Raw genomic sequence first — 18196 nt, 5'->3', positions numbered from 1 at the left:
GGCTCAGTACACGAAGACGTCGAACCATTCACGATTGTGCGCGTGCACGAGCACGAGGAAGAGCACGGCGTCGAACAGCAGGTGCACGCTCACGATATAGCTGAGCGACTTGGTGAGCCGGAAGATGTACGCCTGCACGAGGGCGAAGGGGAAGATCAGCAGCGGGCCCCAGCTGCGGAACCCGAGCTCGTAGAGGAACGCGGTGAACAGCACGGCCTGCAGGAGGTTCGCCGCCCAGAACGGGTAGTGCCGCCGCAGTAGCGTGAAAGCCGTGCAGATGAAGAACAGCTCGTCCCAGATGCCGAGCGCGTTCGTGCCGATGAACAGGCGGAGAACGCTGCTCGCGTCGGTCACGGCCGGCCAGTTCTCGTACACCCCCGAGCCGATCAGGTAGACGGGCAGCACGAAATAGGCGATCACGACGACGATCGGCAGGTACCAGCGCTCGGCGCGCGTCCAGCGCTTACCGGTGGCGACGGGGAAGCGGATGGCGTGGTCGCGGTATCCGTAGCGGGAGACGAGATACGGCACGGCGACCGCCACGATCATGGCCGCGCCCATCACGAGCATGTGCTCGAAAGCGATGTCGGTCGTGATCGGCACCGCGCTCATCACGAGCAGCCCGAAGGCGATGAGCCACAGGTCACGGAAGAGCTCCTGACCGGCCCACCACGCCGTCACGAGACCGAGCGCCACCACCGCGTAACCCCAGCCGCGCTGCTCGAAGCCGAACACGAGCACCGCGGCCACGGCGAGCAGCACCCCGGCCGCATAGTGCCGGATGCCCGTGCCCCGCGCAGCCGGGGCGAGTTGGATGTCCGCGCTCACGTCTTCGATCGTCTCACGCGCGCGTGTCGGGCTCTAGAGCCAGTGGTTGCGTTTGAAGATCGTGTAGAGCCCGATCGCCAGCCCGGCCATGAGCGCGAGGGCGAAGGGGTAGCCGTACCTCCAGTGCAGCTCGGGCATGTAGTCGAAGTTCATGCCGTACACCGTTCCGACGAGCGAGGGGGCGAAGATGATGGCCGCCCAGGAGGAGATCTTCTTCACCTGCTCGCCCTGGGCGAGACTCGTCTCGGTGAGGCGGGTGATCTCGGTGTTCTGGGTCTGGGCCACGAGGGTCGAATGCACCGTGAGGGCGTTCTGCAGCAGCACCCGGAAGGAGTCGACCCGGCCGATGATGCCCGTGACGTGGTCGAGCACGTCGCGCAGCGAGCGCTGCAGCTCCAGGTCGACGCCGTACTTGTCGGAGCCGCGCAGCAGGGCCTCGAGCATCGTGCCGAGCGGCCGCGTCGCGCGCTGGAACTCGATGACCTCGCGGGAGAGCTCGTAGATCCTGCGCGAGACGTCGGGGTCGCCGCCGAAGAGCTCGTCCTCGATCTCGTCGATGTCGTTCTCGAGGCCGGCGACGACGGGCTCGTACTCGTCCACGACCTGGTCGAGCAGCGCGTAGAGCACCGCCTCGGGCCCGTTGGCGAGCAGTGCGGGGGTCTTCTCGAGACGCTCGCGTACTTTCGCGACATCCGGGGACTCGGCGTGACGGATGGTGACGACGAAGTCGGGGCCGACGAAGATGTGCAGCTCGCCGAACTCCACCTCCTCCTCGGTGTCGAGGTAGCGCGCGGGGCGCAGCACGACGAAGAGCGTGGAGCCGTAGCGCTCGAGCTTGGCGCGCTGATGGCCCGTGAGCGCGTCTTCGACGGCCAGGTAGTGCAGGTCGAACTCCGAGGCCAGCTCCTGGATCTCCTCGGCGTCGGGGCGGTACAGGCCGATCCAGGCCATGCCGTTCGTCTCGCGCAGCAGCCGGAACGTCTCCTCGAGAGTCGCCGGCTCGCCCGTGCGATGCCCGTCGAGATAGACGGCGTTGTCGACGATGGGCATGGGCCTCACTCCTCCACGGGCTCGGGGCACGCTCGCGGTGCCGTCCACACTGTAGCGGCTCAGGATGTCGCGGCCGCTGAGTCCTCGCCGGTGCGCAGTTCGCGTCGCAGCACCTTGCCGACCGGAGACTTGGGCAGCTCGTCGCGGAACTCGATGGCCTTCGGCCGTTTGTAGCCCGCGAGGTAGTCCGTGAGGAAGGCGCGGAGCTCCTCCTCCGTGAGCGAGGGGTCGCGCCTCACGACGAAGAGCTTCACGACCTCGCCGGAGTGCTCGCTCGGGATGCCGATGGCACCGGCCTCGGCGACCTTCGGGTTCAGGAGGGCGGCGTCCTCGACCTCGTTCGGGTACACGTTGAACCCCGATACGACGATCATGTCTTTTTTGCGGTCGACGATCGTGAGGAAGCCATCGGCGTCCATGGTCGCGATGTCGCCCGTGTGCAGCCAGCCGTCGGCCTCGAGCACCCGCTCCGTCTCCTCGGGCTGCTTCCAGTAGCCGCGCATGACCTGGGGGCCGCGCACGAGCAGCTCGCCGGGCTCGCCGAGCGGGGCGAGCGCGCCGCTCTCGTCGCGCAGCTCCACCTCGGTGGACGGCAGGGGCAGGCCGATCGTGCCACGGCGGGGCGAGCCGACCGTCGGATTCACCGAGACGACGGGCGAGGCCTCGGTGAGACCGTAGCCTTCGACGAGCTCGACGCCCGTGACGTCCTTCCAGCGCTCGGCGACCGAGGTGCGCACGGCCATGCCGCCGGCGACGGCGAGCTTGAGCTGTGAGAAGTCGAGGTGGGCGTACTTCGGCTTCTCGACGAGCGCGCCGGCGAGGGTGCTCACGAGGATGAGCACGCTCGGCCGGTAGCGCGCCATCGTGCTGATGAGGGCATCCGTCTCACGGGGATTGGTGATGAGCACGTTGTGCGATCCGTAGTGGAAGAGCCCCAGGCAGTTCACCGTGAGGCAGAAGACGTGGTAGAGCGGCAGCGCGGCCAGAACCGTCTCGTGGCCGGGGTCGAGCGAGACGCTCATCGGCCCCATCATCTGGTACTGGTTCGACAGCAGATTGAGGTGGGTGAGCTCCGCGGCCTTCGTCACGCCCGTCGTGCCGCCCGTGTACTGCAGGAAGGCGAGGTCGTCCTGCCCGATCTGCGGCGGCTGGAACTGCGCCCGGGCGCCCTCGGCGAGGGCGTCGCGGAACCGGATGACCGACCCCAGCTCGTGCGGCGGGATGAGGCGCTTCACGTAGCGCACCGCGAAGTTGGTGACGACCCGCCGAGGCGTCGGCAGCAGGTCTCCGACCTCGGTGATGATCACGTGCTTGATCGACGTCGACGGCAGCACGGCCTCGATCTTGTCGGCGAAGTTCTCGAGGGCGATGATCGCGGCGGCGCCCGAGTCGCGGAACGTCACCTCCATCTCGTGGGTCGTGTACAGCGGGTTCGCGTTGACGACGACGAGACCGGCCTTCAGCGCGCCGAAGATGGCCACCGGGTACTGCAGCAGGTTGGGCATCTGCAGGATGATGCGCTCCCCCGGTGCGAGGCCCAGCACCGTGCGCAGATACGCGGCGAGCCGGGTGGAGAGCTCGTCGATCTCGGTGAAGGTCAGCGAATGGCCCATGTTCGAGAAGGCCGGACGGTCGCCGTATCGCTCGCACGTCCACGACACCAGCTCGGGGATGGAGGCGAACCCCACCGGATCGATCTCCTGCGGCACGCCTTCGGGCGTGCTCCGCAGCCACGGCTTCTCGGCGTAGACGTTTGCGACGCTCTCGTGGCTCAGACCAGCACTGGTATCCATGACTCACAACTTTAGCCGCGCGGTGAGAAGACACGGGGAACACGCGGGGAACGGGAGGCTCCCGGCATCGGCGGCTAGACTTCGTCGGTACGTTTTCCCTTCCGACGACGTTCTTCTGCTTCCGACGACGTTCGTCCCCTTCGACAGAGACCGTGATGATCCCCTCCCCCGCCGACTTCGAGTCCGACGCTGCTCCCGAGCTCGACGGCGCCTCCGACGGCGCCGGCTCGGCGATCGACCCGCACGATCTCGAGACGACCCTGCGGGTCCTGCGAGAGCTGCACCGGCTCGACGAGACGCATGACGACTTCATCGCCGTGCGGCACGCCACCGCCGCGATGTTCAAGTCGGTCAAGCGCTCCCGTCGCCTCGAGAAACGCGAACGGGTGCAGGCCGCCGACCGCGCCGTCGTGGAGTCCACCGCGACGGGGGCTCCCGACCGCATCGACGACGAGACCCGGGGCATCCCCCTCGCCGTGCGCACCGCCGCGCCCGTCGCTGGCACGCTGCTCACCCCGCGGCCCTGCTACATCTGCAAGCAGCGTTACACGATCGTCGACTCCTTCTATCACCAGCTCTGCCCCGACTGCGCGGCGAAGAGCCACGCCAAGCGCGACGCGAGCACCGATCTGAGCGGCAAGCGCGCCCTGCTCACGGGCGGCCGGGCCAAGATCGGCATGCACATCGCGCTGCGTCTGCTGCGGGATGGCGCGCACACGACCATCACGACCCGCTTCCCCCGCGACGCGGTACGTCGCTTCCAGGCCATGCCCGACTCGGCCGACTGGCTGCACCGCCTGCGCATCGTGGGCATCGACCTGCGCGACCCCGCCCAGGTGATCGCCCTGGCCGACTCGGTCGCCGCCCAGGGGCCCCTCGACATCCTCATCAACAACGCCGCCCAGACCGTGCGGCGCTCACCCGGCTCCTACGCTCCGCTCGCAGACGCCGAGCTCGAGCCCCTGCCCGACGGCCCGCTGCCCGAGATGGAGACCTTCGGGCACACCAACGACGCGCATCCGCTTGCTCTCGCCGCATCCGTGGCCGCGCATCCTCTGCTCGCGACCGCTGTCCCCGGCAGGATGACGGCCGACGAGCTCACCTCGCTCGCGCTGGCGGCCGGTTCCTCCTCGCTCGCGCGGCTCGAGGCCGGAACCGCGATCGACGCGGGCGGCCTCGTGCCCGATCTGCACTCCTCCAACAGCTGGACGCAGTTCGTCGACGAGGTCGACCCCCTCGAGATGCTCGAGGTGCAGCTGTGCAACACGACGGCACCCTTCCTGCTCGTGAGCAGGCTCCGCGCCTCGATGGCCGCGACGAGCGCCCGGCGCAGCTACATCGTCAACGTGAGCGCCATGGAGGGCGTCTTCGCTCGCGGTTACAAGGGGCCGGGGCATCCGCACACCAACATGGCGAAGGCCGCTCTCAACATGCTCACCCGCACGAGCGCGAAGGAGATGTTCGGCGACGGCATCCTCATGACGAGCGTCGACACCGGCTGGATCACCGACGAGCGGCCGCACCCCACCAAGGTGCGCCTGGCCGAGGAGGGCTTCCACGCACCCCTCGACCTCGTCGACGGAGCGGCCCGGGTCTACGACCCGATCGTGCGCGGCGAGGCCGGCGAAGACCTCTACGGCGTGTTCCTGAAGGACTACGAGCCCGCGCCCTGGTGACCCTCCGTCGGGCTGCCTTCCGGCCGGCTGCCCGCCTGGCCTTCCACCTCCGCGCCGTCCGTCGCCGACGGCGCGCCACCGGCCATGCGCTTCGGGTTGCGGATGCCGATCGCCGAGATGATCGCGCCCGCGATGAGCATGATCGCCGTCGCGAGCACGGCGCGGTGGAAGCCGTCCACGTCGAGCCCCGAGCCCACGATGATGCCCGTGAAGGCGATCGCGATGAGACCGGCGATACGCGAGACCGCGTTGTTCACAGCCGAGCCGATGCCGGCCTGACGCGAGTCGATCGATCCGAGGATCGCGGCCGTCAGCGGTGCGACCGTCATCGAGAGTCCCAGCCCGAAGACGAGGATGCCGGGCAGCAGCTGGGTCCAGTAGACGAACTCCCCCGTGACGCTCAGCATCAGCAGGAAGCCGATGCCCGCGACGAACGGCCCGACGCTCATAAAGAACCTCGGTCCGTACTTGCCCGAGAGCGTTCCGAACCGCGAGGAGAGCAGGAGCATGATGATCGTCGGCGGCAGGGTGGCGAGACCGGCCGCGGTCGCGGAGAGGCCGCCGGTCTGCTGCACGAAGACCGCGATCGAGAAGAAGCCGAACGAGAGGGCCGCGTAGATCGCCGCGGTGGCGAGGTTGCCGACCCAGAAGTTGCGCACCTGGAAGAGGCCGAGCGGCAGCATGGGGTTCGTGGCGCGGTTCTCCCACCACAGGAACCCGGCGAGGCTCAGCAGGCCCACGACGAGCGGAACGAACACGGCCGGGCTGCCCCAGCCGTAACGCCCCTGCTCGATGAGCGCGAAGACGGGCGCCCCGATGCCCACGATCCCGAGCACCGAGCCGACCATGTCGATCCTCGCGCCGGGCGTGCGCACGTCCTTGTGCTGGATGCGCATCATGAGCACGAGCGTGAGCGCGATGGGAACGACGTTGATCGCGAAGACCCAGCGCCAGCTGAGGGTGTCGACGAAGATGCCGCCGAGCACGGGGCCGGCGATCATGGCGGTGCCCGTCCAGGCCGTCCAGATGCCGATGGCCTTCGCCTGAGCGACTCCCGAGAAGGTCGATATGATGATCGCGAGCGAGCTCGGCACGAGCAGCGCGCCCGCCGCGCCCTGCAGACCGCGCCCGATGATGAGCACGAGCGCGTCGGGGGCGAAGGCGCACAGCAGCGAGGTCACGCCGAAGCCGAGAAGGCCGATCCGCAGGATCCGCAGGCGGCCGTATGCGTCCGAGAGCGAACCGGCGAGCAGGATGAGCGCGCCCAGCGTCACGAGATAGGCGTCGACGACCCACTGCTGAACGACGAGTCCTCCCCCGAGCTCGCGCTGGATCGCCGGGAGGGCGACGTTGACGACCGAGCCGTCGAGGAAGGCGACGAACGACGCGAGGATGGCGACGACGAGGACGAGCCGCTGTTGTGACGTCATCTGCCCAGCGTAGACCGCTCCGCCGCGCCGCCTGCGACCATCGTCCCATCCGCCCGCTTGTCTTGCAGGAGATGCCGCACAGGCGGTGTGAGCACAGGTAAAGTAACCCTGATCTGGGGTTGTGGGTGGGCGATACGGCGGAACCCACCCGGTCGGTCGTATGCGCCGGGCGAATGGCTCAGGCGCCCACGATCGAGAGACCGCGGGCACGGAGCATCCGCTGTTCGGCGTTCAGGGAGGCGGTGAGCCGTTCGTGGGTGGTGACGATGTGGGCGCGCACGAGGGCGACGGCCGCGTCCGTCTGCCGAGCGGCGACCGTCGCGACGATGTCGCGGTGCTCCTGCCAGGCTGCCTGCCGGGCCTGAGCAGTGCGAACCTCGAGCCAGCGCGTGCGCGCGAGACGGGTCATCGCCTGTTCGAGCCCCTCGACCAGAAAACGGTTCTGCGAGAGGCGGGCGAGCTCGACATGGAAACTCGTCCCCATCCGCACACCCTCATCGCTCGTCTCGCCGGGCCGGAACTCGTCCAGTAGCTCGTCGAGTGCGGCGATCTCGCTGTCACTCGCCCTCTCGCAGGCCAGACGCACCGCCTCGGTCTCGACGGCCTCCCGGAACTCCGAGAGCGCCGCGATCTCGCCCAGGTCGATGGGAGACACCTGCCAGGCGCGGCCGTCCCTCTGCACGAGTCCCTCTGCCTGGAGACGCACGAGCGCAGCACGGACGGGCGTGCGCGAGGCGGAGAACTCCGTCTCCAGACCCCGCTCCGTGAGGCGGGCACCGGGTGTGCGGTCGAGGTCGAGGATCTCCGCCCGTAGGCGGTCGTAGATCAGAACCGTCTGCGAGATCTGCGCCACAGTCCGACTCCTTCGATTGGTATACCAAGTTGGGATACCGTTAGTGTATACCGAGATCGCGTCAGCAGCACATGCGTCAGCAGCGCAGAGGAGGATCGTCATGTCGCTCATCACCCAGCGCGTCCGAACGCCGAGGCCCTGGCTGATGCTCGGGCTCGGGGTCGTCGGGCAGGCCAGCTCGACGGTCTTCGTCAGCACGCCGGCCTTCCTCATCCCACTGCTGCACACCGAGCGCGGTGTCAGCCTCGCCGAGGCGGGGCTGCTCGCATCCGCCCCCACGATCGGCATGGTCTTCACCCTCATCGCCTGGGGCGCTCTGAGCGACCGGATCGGCGAGCGACGGGTCATCGCCGCGGGCCTCGCCCTGACGGCTCTCGCCGCCCTCGCCGCCATGTTCGCGAGTGGCACGATCGGCGTGGGGGCGCTCATGCTCCTCGGAGGCATGGCCGCGGCCAGCCCGAACGCGGCCAGCGGTCGAGTCGTCGTCGGCTGGTTCCCGCGGGAGCGTCGTGGGCTCGCGATGGGCATCCGCCAGATGTGCCAGCCTCTCGGCGTCGCGGTCGCAGCTCTGACCATCCCGCCTCTCGCCGCTGCCGGCGGCATCGCGCTCGCGCTGCTCGTGCCGGCCGTGCTCACGGGCATCTCCGCCATCCTGTGCGCGATCTGGATCGTCGACCCGCCGCGCCAACAACAGCAACAGCAACGCGCGGATGCCGCGACAGACCCGCCCTCGGCGGCCCCCGCGCCGATCGCCAACCCGTACCGTGCCAACGCACTGCTCTGGCGCATCCACGCCGTGTCGATGCTGCTCGTGATCCCCCAGTTCACCGTGTCGATCTTCGGGCTGATCTGGCTGACGACGGTCGGATACTCCACTGCCGCAGCCGGCCTCGTCATCGCCGTGAGCCAGTTCCTCGGAGCCCTCGGCCGCATCGGCGTCGGCGTTCTGAGCGACAGGATCGGCAGCCGTCTGCGGCCGCTGCGCTGGGTCTCGCTCGCAGCCGTCGGGGTCATGGCGCTCATGGCGGCGGCGGGCTGGCTCGAGCCGTCCTGGGCGCCCGTCGCGCTGATCCTCGCCGCGATCGTGACCGTCGCCGACAACGGCCTGGGCTACACGGCCGTCGCCGAGATCTCCGGCCCGCACTGGTCGGGGCGCGCGCTCGGCACCCAGAACACCGGGCAGTTCATCTCGGCCTCGATCGTCGGCCCCGTGATCGGCGGACTCATCGCGGCGATCGGGTATCCGCTCGCCTTCGCGATCGTCGCGCTCGTGCCGCTCGTGGCGACGCCGCTCATCCCGGCGGATCCCGATCATCCAACCGATTCTGGATCGCTTACTGCTCCCGGGCTCGCGCGGCCGTGAGAACGTCGCCACTCTGTTGGCATGAGCGCTGCGACCCAGTGGACACCACCGGCTTCGGTCCCCTCCGATGCCTGGAATGACAACGAGATCGCTTTGAAGGCGCAGAGCTCTTTCCTCTGGGCGCTCGGCGTTCTCGTCGGCTCCGGACTCGCCGTCGGCGGACTTACGTCAACGCAGGCGTTGGGCGTACTCGTGTCCTGGACCGGATTCCTGATCGCGATGGCTCTCGCGATCATCGCGATCGCCCAAGGCGGAATCGGTGTCAGTCATGCCGCGAAGTTGGAGGGATACCGACGCGGCCCCGCCACGACCGGCCTTCTGGGCGGAATCGGCGTGCTCGTCGCCGCTCCAGACGCCATCCGGTGACCCGAATCAGACCCGGTGACCCAGCCGGCGGCGCAGGAACTCGATGCGCGCCTGCAGCTGGGTCACGCTCGCCTGGGGAACGGCGGGCCCTCCGCACACCCGGCGCAGCTCAGCATGGATCATGCCGTGCGGCTCCCCCGTGTTCTTCGACCAGAGCCCCACGAGGCTGTTGAGCAGCGTCCGCTGCTCCTTGAGCGTGCGGTAGAGCGGAGCGGGCTGGGGGTCGGGCTCGCCCGCGGCCGCGGCGGCCTGCTGGCGGGTCTCGGTGCGCCGTGACTGCCGCGACTGGCGGTGCTGCAGCAGCTCGTGCACCTGCTCGGGCTCGAGCAGACCGGGGATGCCGATGAAATCGAGCTCTTCGAGGCTGCCCGGCTCCGCGTAGCCGCCGAACTCGTCGCCGTCGTAGATCACCCGGTCGAAGTTCGCCTCCGAGCCGAGCGCCTGGAAGGTGAACTCGTCCTGCAGCGCCTCGGACGCCTTCTCCTGCCGGTTCGCGTCGTCGAGCATCGAGTCGTCGAGATTCTCGGCCTCGTCGCCGGTCTCCCGCTTGTCGAGGGCGTGATCGCGCTCCAGCTCGAGCAGGGTCGCAAGGGCCATGAGCGAGGGCACGTTGGGCAGGAAGATCGACGCCGTCTCACCGCGCCGGCGGGCACGCACGAAACGACCGACGGCCTGGGCGAAGAACAGCGGTGTCGAAGCGGATGTCGCGTAGACGCCCACCGCGAGCCGGGGCACGTCGACGCCCTCCGACACCATCCGCACCGCGACCATCCAGCGGCTGTCGCCCTTCGAGAACTCCTCGATCCTGTCGCTCGACTCCTTCTCGTCCGAGAGCACGACGGTCACGCTCTCGCCCGTGAGCTCGCGCAGCACGGCGGCGTAGGCGCGGGCGGTGGTCTGGTCGGTCGCGATCACGAGGCCACCGGCATCCGGGATCGACTGCCGCACCTCGCTCAGCCGCCGGTCGGCCGCGGTCAGCACGGCGGGGATCCACTCGCCGGCGGGGTCGAGGGCGGCGCGCCACGCCTGCGAGGTCACGTCTTTGGTGTTGCCCTCGCCGAGACGCGCCTCCATCTCCTCGCCCATGCGGGTGCGCCAGCGCATGTGGCCCGCGTAGACCATGAAGATCACGGGGCGCACGACGCCGTCTTCGAGGGCCCGCCCGTAGCCGTAGTTGTAGTCGGACTGCGAGGTGCGCACTCCGTGCTCGTCGGGCAGGTAGGTGACGAAGGGAATGGGAGCCGTGTCGGAGCGGAACGGGGTTCCCGTGAGCAGCAGGCGGCGCGTCGCGGGGCCGAACGCCTCCCGGATGGCGTCGCCCCAGCTGAGGGCGTCACCGCCGTGGTGCACCTCGTCGAGGATCACGAGGGTCCTCGACGTCTCGGTGAGCTCACGGTGCAGCGCGGCGCGCACGGCGACCTGCGCGTAGGTCACGGCGACCCCGTGGTAATGCCGGGCGACCCGGCCGTGGCTGTTCTTGAAACCGGGGTCGAGACGGATGCTCGCCCGTGCCGCCGCGTCGGCCCACTGCCGTTTGAGGTGCTCGGTCGGGGCCACGACGGTCACGCGGTCGACGACCCGCCGTGCGAGCAACTCGGTCGCGAGCCGCAGCGCGAAGGTCGTCTTGCCGGCGCCGGGTGTCGCAGCGGCCATGAAGTCGCGCGGCTCGGTGGCGAAGTAGGCGTCGAGGGCCTCGGCCTGCCAGGCGCGGAGCTTGCTCGCGGTTCCCCAGGCGGCGCGCTCCGGGAACGATGGCGACAGGTGCTCGGCGGCCGAGGTTCCGATCGGCGGGCCGACGGGGCCGACGAGAGGTTCGGGGTGCGTCGGAGGTTCGGAATGCGCCGGAAGCCCGGGGTGCTCGGAGGGCCCCTGCTGCCCGAACGAAGACTCTGTGCTCACTTGCATCCACGTTACCCGCTCGCTCCGACATCCGACGCCAGGGTTCGATAGCCGGCTGTGATACCGGGGCGATCGCAGGGGCAGAATGGAGGGATGACACAACAGCACCACCCGTGGCAGCGCTATGTCGCACTGGGCGACTCGTTCACCGAGGGCATCGGCGACCCCGAGCCCACCCTTCCGGGCGGACACCGCGGCTGGGCCGACCGGGTCGCCGAGGTGCTCAGCCGGGGAACCGACGACTTCGCCTATGCGAACCTCGCCGTGCGCGGCAAGCTCATCACGCAGATCGTCGACGACCAGGTCGAGCCCGCCCTCGCCCTGCATCCCGACCTCATCACGATCTCGGCGGGCGGCAACGACGTCATCCGCCCCGGAACAGACCCCGACGAGATCGCCGTGCGCTTCGATCAGGCCGTCGAGCGCCTCCGCTCCGACGGCGCGACCGTCGTCGTCTTCACGGGCGTGGATGTCGGCTTCTCCCCCGTCTTCCGGGGCATCAGGGGCAAGGTCGCGATCTACAACGAGAACGTCCGCGCGGTCGCCGCCCGGCACGACTGCATCGTCGCCGACCAGTGGTCGCTCGGCGAGATCCAGGACACCCGGATGTGGGCGCCCGACAGGCTGCACCTCAACTCCTTCGGGCACCACGAGGTCGCCCGCATGGTGCTCGCGGCCCTCAACGTCGACAACGATCTGCAGCCGATGGAGCCGGAGCCGCTGCCCGCGGCGAGCTGGCGGCAGGCCCGCTCCGAAGACCTGGCCTGGGCGCGCGAGTACCTCGTGCCGTGGGTGATCCGCAGGATCCGGCACCAGTCCTCGGGCGATCACGTGCTGCCGAAGCGCCCGGAGGCCGGCCCCTTCGCGTGAGCCCGGGGCTCGGCCAGGCGGCTCAGCCGAACAGCTCGCCCGGGTTGCCGAGCCGCCAGCCGAGGCCCGGGTCGGTGATCGCCCCGCTCGTCTCGAGCGGAACGTCGATCGTCTGATCGCCGATCGTGTAGCTGACCGTGCCGGTCTTCTCGTCGGCGTCCGCGAGCTGCACGGGTGCGGCCGTCACGACGGCCGTGACGGGTGTGTCCGACCAGATGAGCGCCGTCGCGTCATCCGTCGCCACCAGGGAGCTGTTCTGGCCCCACGCCGTCGTGTAGCTGCCGAACGTCGTGCCCGCCGTGGTCAGCACGACCTCGTGGAAGCCCGCCTGCGCGCTCGCGACGAGCGCGAGCACGGAGGCGTCGACCTCGGTGTGGTCCTGACCGCCGAGGATCACGCCCACGAGGGTCACGGTCTGCGAGCCGACCACGACGTCTGCCGAGAAGAGCAGGCAGGCGCCGGCCTCGTCGGTCGTGCCGGTCTTGATGCCGTCGACGCCGCCCGTGCCGAGCAGGGTGTTGGTGTTCTCGATCGCCCCGATCGTCGGGATGTCGGCCGTCGCCTCCGAGACGATGGTCGAGAGCGTCGGGTCGGCGACCGCCATCATGCCGAGCTTCACGAGGTCGCCGGGGCTGCTCACGCTCGCCGGCGACAGACCGCTCGTGTCGGCCACGGATGTCTGGGTCAGCCCCTTCTCGGTGAGCCAGGCCGTCGCGGCCTGCAGGTAGGCGTCGACGGAGCCGTAGGCCCACACCGCGAGCGAGACACTGTAGTTGTTGGCCGAGGGCAGGAGCATCGTCTCGAGCGCCTGCCGCTGGGTGAGCACCATTCCCGCAGTCACGGGGGCCGACGAGCCGTTCTCGGCGATCGTGTCGTAGTAGATGTCGACGTCGGCATCCGTGAATTGGATGTCGGGGCCGGCCTCACCCGCCGCGAGGGGCTTCGCGTCGAGGATGACGAGTGCCGTGACGATCTTCGTGATGCTCGCGATGGGCACCGACGCCTGGTCGCCGCTCGTGCCGAGGAGCTCGGTCCGCCCCACCGCTCCGATGGCCGCGGAGCCGTAGCCGGGCCACGCGAGCTGGGCCGCCGGCTGGGCGGCGGCCGCGGGCTGCTGCAGAACGGCGGCCGTGGCCGGAACCGGGGCCGCGAACGCCGAGACGCCGTAGACGAACACGCTGAGCACAACGGCGAGGATGACGGCGAGACCGCCGAAGACGACGAGGCGCCGCCTGCGATAGATCTGCCGGCGGGTCAGCTGCGGGCCGGGCTGTCGCGGGCCGGACAGCTGGGGGCCGGGCAGGGGACGAGAGGATGACACGTGGCAAGCCTACGGGCTGGTGCTCCCGCTCGCTGTGAAGCCGCCGCGTGAACCCGCCCCGTGGGGTCGCCCCGCGCTCAGCCGATCCCGCCGTCGACCGAGCGGATCGTGGGAAGCTCGGTGTCGGGCACGAGCACCGCGGAGTCCTCGGTGAGCGTCTCGCCGTGGAAGAACGGCTTCGACGCTGTGAAGGTGAACCAGAGGAACATGAGCAGCACGCCGAGGGCGAGCGAGCCGATCCCGATCACGAACACTCCCCCGATGCCGAAGAGCACCGTGTAGCCGTATTCGGGGTCGTACATGTCGATCGCCGACTGCACGAACGCCGCGACGAGCAGCACCCCGCCCACGAAGGGGAAGAGCCCGCGGAAGACGACGTTGCGGAACGAGGAGAACAGGGTGCGGCGGAAGTACCAGACACAGGCGAAGGCCGTGATGGCGTAGTAGAAGGCGATCGCGAGCCCGAGCGACAGGATCGTGTCGGCCAGGATGTTCTCGCTGATGATCGTCATGCCCACGTAGAACACCGTCGCGACGACGCCCATGACGATCGTCGAGAAGCCCGGGGTCTTGTAGCGGGGGTGCACCCGGCTGAACCGAGCGGGGAGAGCCTTGTACGCGGCCATCGCGAGGGTTCCGCGTGCCGTCGGCAGGATCGTCGTCTGCGTCGAGGAGATCGCCGAGACCATGACGGCCACCACGAGGATCCAGGCCCACGGGCCGAAGATCGCGTCTTTGAGGGCGAAGAAGACGTCTTCCGCGTTGGCGTCGTTGCCGAGCCCCATCCCGCCCGTTCCGAGCCCGGCGTAGGCCATCGCCGCGACCGTCACACCCACATAGGTGACCAGCAGGATGACGGTCGACAGCAGGGCCGCACGACCCGGCGTGCGCTGAGGATCCTTCGTCTCCTCGTTGAGCGCGAGGCAGGTGTCCCAGCCCCAGTAGATGAAGAGCGCGAGCAGGATCGCCTCGGTGAACGCCGAGACGTCGGTGAAGGCGAAGGGATTGAACCACGACCAGTCGGGCATGACCGAGCCCTCGGGAGCCGTACCCGTGAAGACCGCGACGAGGGCGAAGACGGTGAAGAGCGCGAGGGCCAGGTACTGCGCGCCCAGGAGCACGTTCTGCACCTTCTCGCCGATCTCCATGCCGCGGTAGCTCACGAAGGTCATGATGGCGATGAAGACGACGCCCGTCGCCGTCACGAGCCAGGTGTTCGAGGCGAGGTCTTCGTTGATGAGCAGCCAGAAGTACTTGCCGCCGATCTGGGCGAGATTGGCGAGCACGACCATCCCCGCGACGGCGACGCCCCAGCCTCCCATCCAGCCGACCCAGGGCCCGAAGGCCTTCGTGCCCCAGGTGAAGGTCGTGCCGCAGTCGGGCACGGCGCGGTTGAGCTCGCGGTAGGCGTAGGCGGTCAGGAGCATCGGGATGAACGCGATGATGAACGCGATGGGCGCCTGGGCCCCCACGGCGAGCACGACGAAGCCGAGGGTCGCGGCCAGGGAGTAGACGGGGGCCGTCGAGGCGAGGCCGATGACGGTCGAGCCCATGAGCCCGAGGGTGCCGGTCGCGAGGCCCTTGCCCTCACCGGGCGCTCTGGTGCTCTCCGTGCGTGCCGATGCCGTCTTCGCAGGTGCTGTCTTCGTGCGGGCGCCTGAAGCCATGGGCCATCCTCCTCTGGATGTTTAGGTGAGCATACAACCGCCCGCCCGCCACCACACCACCCCTAGAGCGCGCGTTTCGCACCCGATCTCGCGCCCGGTCCCGCATCCGGGCGCAGCGCCCAGAGCGCCACCGCGCTCGCCGCGGCGACGTTGAGCGAGTCGACGCCGTGCAGCATGGGGATCGTCACCGTCGTGTCGGCGGCCGCGAGCGCCTGGCGACTCAGGCCGTCCCCCTCCGTCCCGAGCACGAGGGCGACCCGTTCCGGTGCGGATGCCGCGAACACGCCCAGATCGACGGCGGTGTCGCTCAGGGCCAGGGCGGCGATCTGGAAGCCCGCCTCGTGCAGGGCCGGCGCTGCGGCATCCCACTCCCCGATGCGCGTCCAGGGAACCTGCAGCACCGTGCCCATGCTCACCCGCACGCTGCGGCGGTAGAGCGGATCGGCGCAGCGCGGGGTCACGAGCACGGCATCGGCGCCGAGGCCTGCCGCGGCACGGAAGATCGCGCCGACGTTCGTGTGGTCGACGATGTCTTCGAGCACAACGACCCGCCGGGCGCCCGCGAGCACCTCCGGCAGCTCCGGGAGCACGGGGCGGTGCATCGCCGCGAGAGCGCCGCGATGCAGCTTGTAACCGGTCAGCTGCTCGAGAAGCGAGCTCTCGCCGACGAACACGGGGGTGTCGGGAAAGGGCTCGAGGGCCGCCTCGACGTCGGGCAGCCACTGCCGCTGCAGCAGCACCGAGCGCGGGCGGTGACCGGCGGCGATCGCGCGGGTGATGACCTTCGAGCTCTCGGCGATGTAGAGGCCGCCCTCCGGCTCCGACACCCGGCGCAGCACCACGTCGGTCAGCCGTGCGTAGTCGTCGAGCCGGGGGTCGTCGAGGCTCGAGATCTCGATGATCTGCACGCTTCTCCATTCATCGTGTGGGTGTCGGGGTGCCGCTGACGGGTCGCCGCGGGCCCGGTTTCCGCATCGCTATTTCCCAGACTGCCAGGTGCCGGAAACAAACCGGAAAACTGTGCTGTTTAGAATCATGGAAGGGCGGACCATCCGCTCGGCAAGACCGGCGCACGAGCTCCGGGCTCTGGAGGTACCGTGTCGACGATCACAGCGACGGACGTGGGCGGGTCATCCGCGCGTCGACCGAGCGACGACGAGATCGAGCGGATCTCCGACATCCTCGCCGGCAAGCGCACCGCGGTCGTGACGGGGGCGGGTCTCAGCACCGACTCCGGCATCCCCGACTACCGCGGCGAGGGTGCGCCCCAGCGCACCCCGATGACCGTGCAGCAGTTCCTCGCCTCCGAGAGCTTCCGCAGGCGCTACTGGGCGGGCAGCCACCTCGGCTGGCGCGCGTTCTCGGCCGCGCGCCCCAACGTCGGGCACACGACCCTCGCCGAGCTCGAGCAGCGCGGCGTCGTCGCGGGGGTCATCACCCAGAACGTCGACGGCCTGCACCTGCGCGCGGGCTCCCGTCACGTCGTCGACCTGCACGGCTCGATGGACCAGGTGAGCTGCCTGCACTGCGGCCAGACCTTCGCCCGCGAGAGCGTCTCCGACCGCATCCTCGCCGCCAACCCGTGGATCGAGCTGCCCGACTCCGTCGTCATGGCCCCCGACGGCGACGCGGAGGTCACCCGGGTCGACGAGTTCGTCGTTCCCACCTGCTCGGTGTGCGGCGGCATCCTCAAACCCGACGTCGTCTTCTTCGGCGAGTTCATCCCGACCGAGAAGTTCGCCGAGGCGAAGGCGCTCGTGCACGCCTCCGACGTGCTGCTCATCGCGGGCTCGTCGCTCGTCGTCAACTCCGGCATCCGCCTGCTCGAACAGGCCCGGCGCCGGCGTATGCCGATCGTCATCGTCAACCGCGGGGCGACCCGGGGCGACGGGCGCGCGACCATCAAGGTCGACGCGGGAACCTCGGAGACGCTCCTGGCGGTGTCGGAACGGCTCGGCCGGCTCAGCCTCTCAGCGGCGGCGGTCTGAGCCCGAGCCTCGTCCAGACCTCGCGCCCAGCTCGCTGAGCAGCTCGAGCAGCGCCTCGGCCGAGGCGTCCCAGTCGAAAAGCGCTGCCCGGGCCCTCGCGGCATCCGAGCGCGCGAGCCACTCGTCGGGGCTCTCGAGGGAGCGGATCGCCGTCGCGAACGCCGCGTCGTCGTGCGGCTCCGCGAAGAGCGCGGCCTCTCCCCCGATCTCGCGGAAGATCGGGATGTCGCTGACGACGACCGGCGTGCCGAGCGACATCGACTCGACGAGCGGGATGCCGAAGCCCTCGTCGAGCGACGCGCTCACGAGTGCCGTGGCGTTCCAGAGCACCGCGCGGTACTCCTCGTCGCTCGCGCCGTCGTGGAAGACGAGCCGAGCGCCCGGAGCCACGCGGCGCAGACGCTCGCGATCGGCGTCGCCCACCCTGCTCATGAGGTGCAGCTCGTAGTCGGGCAGGCGCCCGGCGACGCGCACGAGCGTCTCGACGTTCTTGTACGGCATGAACGAGCCCATGTAGACGAGGCTCCTGCTCAGCGGTCCCGCCGAGCGATCGGCTGCCCCCGACGGCACCCGTGCCCGCCCCGCCGCGTTGCGCACGACCGTGATCGGCCGCCGCGTCAGGCGGTGCTCCTCGATGAGCGACTCGGTCGTCTGCGACACCGTCACGACGGCGTCCGAGCGGTTCAGCAGCATCCTCTGCGGCCACCAGGCGAGGTGGTACAGCCGCCACAGCAGGCGGATCGCCTGAGGCAGCTCGCGCGGGGGCGTGCGGTTGCGGTAGTAGATGAGGTCGTGCACGGTGAGCGCGAGGCGGTAGCGGCGGCCGAACGAGCCCATCGTCTGCATGGGGCTGAACACGACATCCGGCTTCAGGCGGTTGACCTGCCGGGCCACGAAGGGCTCGCGCGCGCTCGTCGGCGCACTCACGAGCTCCCAGGGCAGATCGGGCAGCAGCGCGAGCTGACGGTGGTCGTTGATGAGCATGATCACCGGATGCAGCCTGCCGAGCGCCTCCACGAGGCTCGAGGTGTAGCGGCTGATGCCGTCGTGCCGGTCGAATCGCGTGTACCGGCAGTCGAAGACGATCCGCAG

15 protein-coding genes are annotated in these 18196 nt (G+C 69.6%); 5 read left to right on the top strand and 10 right to left on the bottom strand.

Annotated features, from left to right (window positions below; translation table 11 throughout):
- Positions 1-3: 3 nt before the first annotated feature.
- Genes CLV54_RS04395 through CLV54_RS04385 form a run of 3 tightly spaced genes read right to left on the bottom strand, consistent with a single transcriptional unit; the run spans position 4 to position 3671 of the window.
- Positions 4-828, bottom strand: a complete 825-nt coding sequence (locus CLV54_RS04395; protein WP_245861332.1) for a CPBP family intramembrane glutamic endopeptidase — start codon at positions 826-828, stop codon at positions 4-6.
- 33 nt (positions 829-861) lie between these two features.
- Entirely contained in the window at positions 862-1878 is a 1017-nt protein-coding gene (locus CLV54_RS04390; RefSeq protein ID WP_100343763.1) for a magnesium and cobalt transport protein CorA, read from the bottom strand.
- A 59-nt stretch (positions 1879-1937) separates the two neighbouring features.
- Complete coding sequence (locus CLV54_RS04385; RefSeq protein WP_100343762.1) at positions 1938-3671, bottom strand: AMP-binding protein; 1734 nt, start codon at positions 3669-3671, stop codon at positions 1938-1940.
- A 155-nt stretch (positions 3672-3826) separates the two neighbouring features.
- Here CLV54_RS04385 and CLV54_RS04380 point away from each other — a divergent pair, with 155 nt between their 5' ends.
- Positions 3827-5347 carry an SDR family oxidoreductase gene (locus CLV54_RS04380; protein WP_100343761.1) on the top strand — a complete coding sequence of 507 codons (1521 nt, stop codon included), beginning with the start codon at positions 3827-3829 and terminating at the stop codon, positions 5345-5347.
- Here the strand turns inward: CLV54_RS04380 and CLV54_RS04375 are convergent.
- Both CLV54_RS04375 and CLV54_RS04370 read right to left on the bottom strand, forming a co-directional pair.
- Positions 5326-6777, bottom strand: coding sequence for an MFS transporter (locus tag CLV54_RS04375; protein ID WP_100343760.1), 1452 nt, complete (start codon positions 6775-6777; stop codon positions 5326-5328). The two genes, CLV54_RS04380 and CLV54_RS04375, sit on opposite strands and share 22 nt — an antisense overlap.
- Before the next feature lie 178 nt (positions 6778-6955).
- On the bottom strand, positions 6956-7630 hold the full coding sequence (locus CLV54_RS04370; RefSeq protein WP_245861330.1) for a GntR family transcriptional regulator: 675 nt from the start codon (positions 7628-7630) through the stop codon (positions 6956-6958).
- A gap of 100 nt (positions 7631-7730) precedes the next feature.
- On the opposite strand from CLV54_RS04370, the gene CLV54_RS04365 reads away from it, so the two are divergent.
- Together CLV54_RS04365 and CLV54_RS04360 are read left to right on the top strand one after the other, a co-directional pair.
- Positions 7731-8993 (top strand): MFS transporter, encoded by a 1263-nt coding sequence (locus CLV54_RS04365; RefSeq protein WP_211294446.1) that lies wholly within the window; start codon positions 7731-7733, stop codon positions 8991-8993.
- Between the two features lie 21 nt (positions 8994-9014).
- Positions 9015-9359: a hypothetical protein gene (locus CLV54_RS04360; RefSeq protein ID WP_157802799.1), complete on the top strand. Its 345-nt coding sequence runs from the start codon at positions 9015-9017 to the stop codon at positions 9357-9359.
- A 6-nt stretch (positions 9360-9365) separates the two neighbouring features.
- On the opposite strand, the gene CLV54_RS04355 is transcribed toward CLV54_RS04360, so the two are convergent.
- Positions 9366-11144 (bottom strand): DEAD/DEAH box helicase, encoded by a 1779-nt coding sequence (locus CLV54_RS04355; RefSeq protein WP_245861490.1) that lies wholly within the window; start codon positions 11142-11144, stop codon positions 9366-9368.
- A 207-nt stretch (positions 11145-11351) separates the two neighbouring features.
- On the opposite strand from CLV54_RS04355, the gene CLV54_RS04350 reads away from it, so the two are divergent.
- Entirely contained in the window at positions 11352-12128 is a 777-nt protein-coding gene (locus CLV54_RS04350) for an SGNH/GDSL hydrolase family protein (protein ID WP_100343756.1), read from the top strand.
- 22 nt (positions 12129-12150) lie between these two features.
- Here CLV54_RS04350 and CLV54_RS04345 read toward each other — a convergent pair whose 3' ends face one another.
- From CLV54_RS04345 to CLV54_RS04335, 3 genes are all read right to left on the bottom strand, one after another.
- Positions 12151-13449: a D-alanyl-D-alanine carboxypeptidase family protein gene (locus CLV54_RS04345; RefSeq protein WP_245861329.1), complete on the bottom strand. Its 1299-nt coding sequence runs from the start codon at positions 13447-13449 to the stop codon at positions 12151-12153.
- Between the two features lie 77 nt (positions 13450-13526).
- Positions 13527-15002, bottom strand: a complete 1476-nt coding sequence (locus CLV54_RS04340) for an APC family permease (protein ID WP_245861488.1) — start codon at positions 15000-15002, stop codon at positions 13527-13529.
- A 176-nt stretch (positions 15003-15178) separates the two neighbouring features.
- Positions 15179-16024, bottom strand: a complete 846-nt coding sequence (locus CLV54_RS04335; RefSeq protein WP_100343754.1) for a TrmH family RNA methyltransferase — start codon at positions 16022-16024, stop codon at positions 15179-15181.
- Positions 16025-16276: 252 nt separating this feature from the next.
- Between CLV54_RS04335 and CLV54_RS04330 the strand changes: the two genes are divergently transcribed.
- A complete protein-coding gene (locus CLV54_RS04330; RefSeq protein WP_425430267.1) occupies positions 16277-17104 on the top strand; it encodes a Sir2 family NAD-dependent protein deacetylase in 828 nt (275 codons plus the stop codon).
- On the opposite strand, the gene CLV54_RS04325 is transcribed toward CLV54_RS04330, so the two are convergent.
- Positions 17087-18196, bottom strand: a complete 1110-nt coding sequence (locus CLV54_RS04325; RefSeq protein ID WP_100344357.1) for a glycosyltransferase family 4 protein — start codon at positions 18194-18196, stop codon at positions 17087-17089. The two genes, CLV54_RS04330 and CLV54_RS04325, sit on opposite strands and share 18 nt — an antisense overlap.

This window comes from Compostimonas suwonensis (genome assembly GCF_002797855.1).
In the GTDB taxonomy this organism is placed as follows: Bacteria; Actinomycetota; Actinomycetes; order Actinomycetales; family Microbacteriaceae; genus Compostimonas; species Compostimonas suwonensis.
Note: the sequence above shows the minus strand (reverse complement) of the source record. Positions and strands in the feature narration are given on the sequence as shown.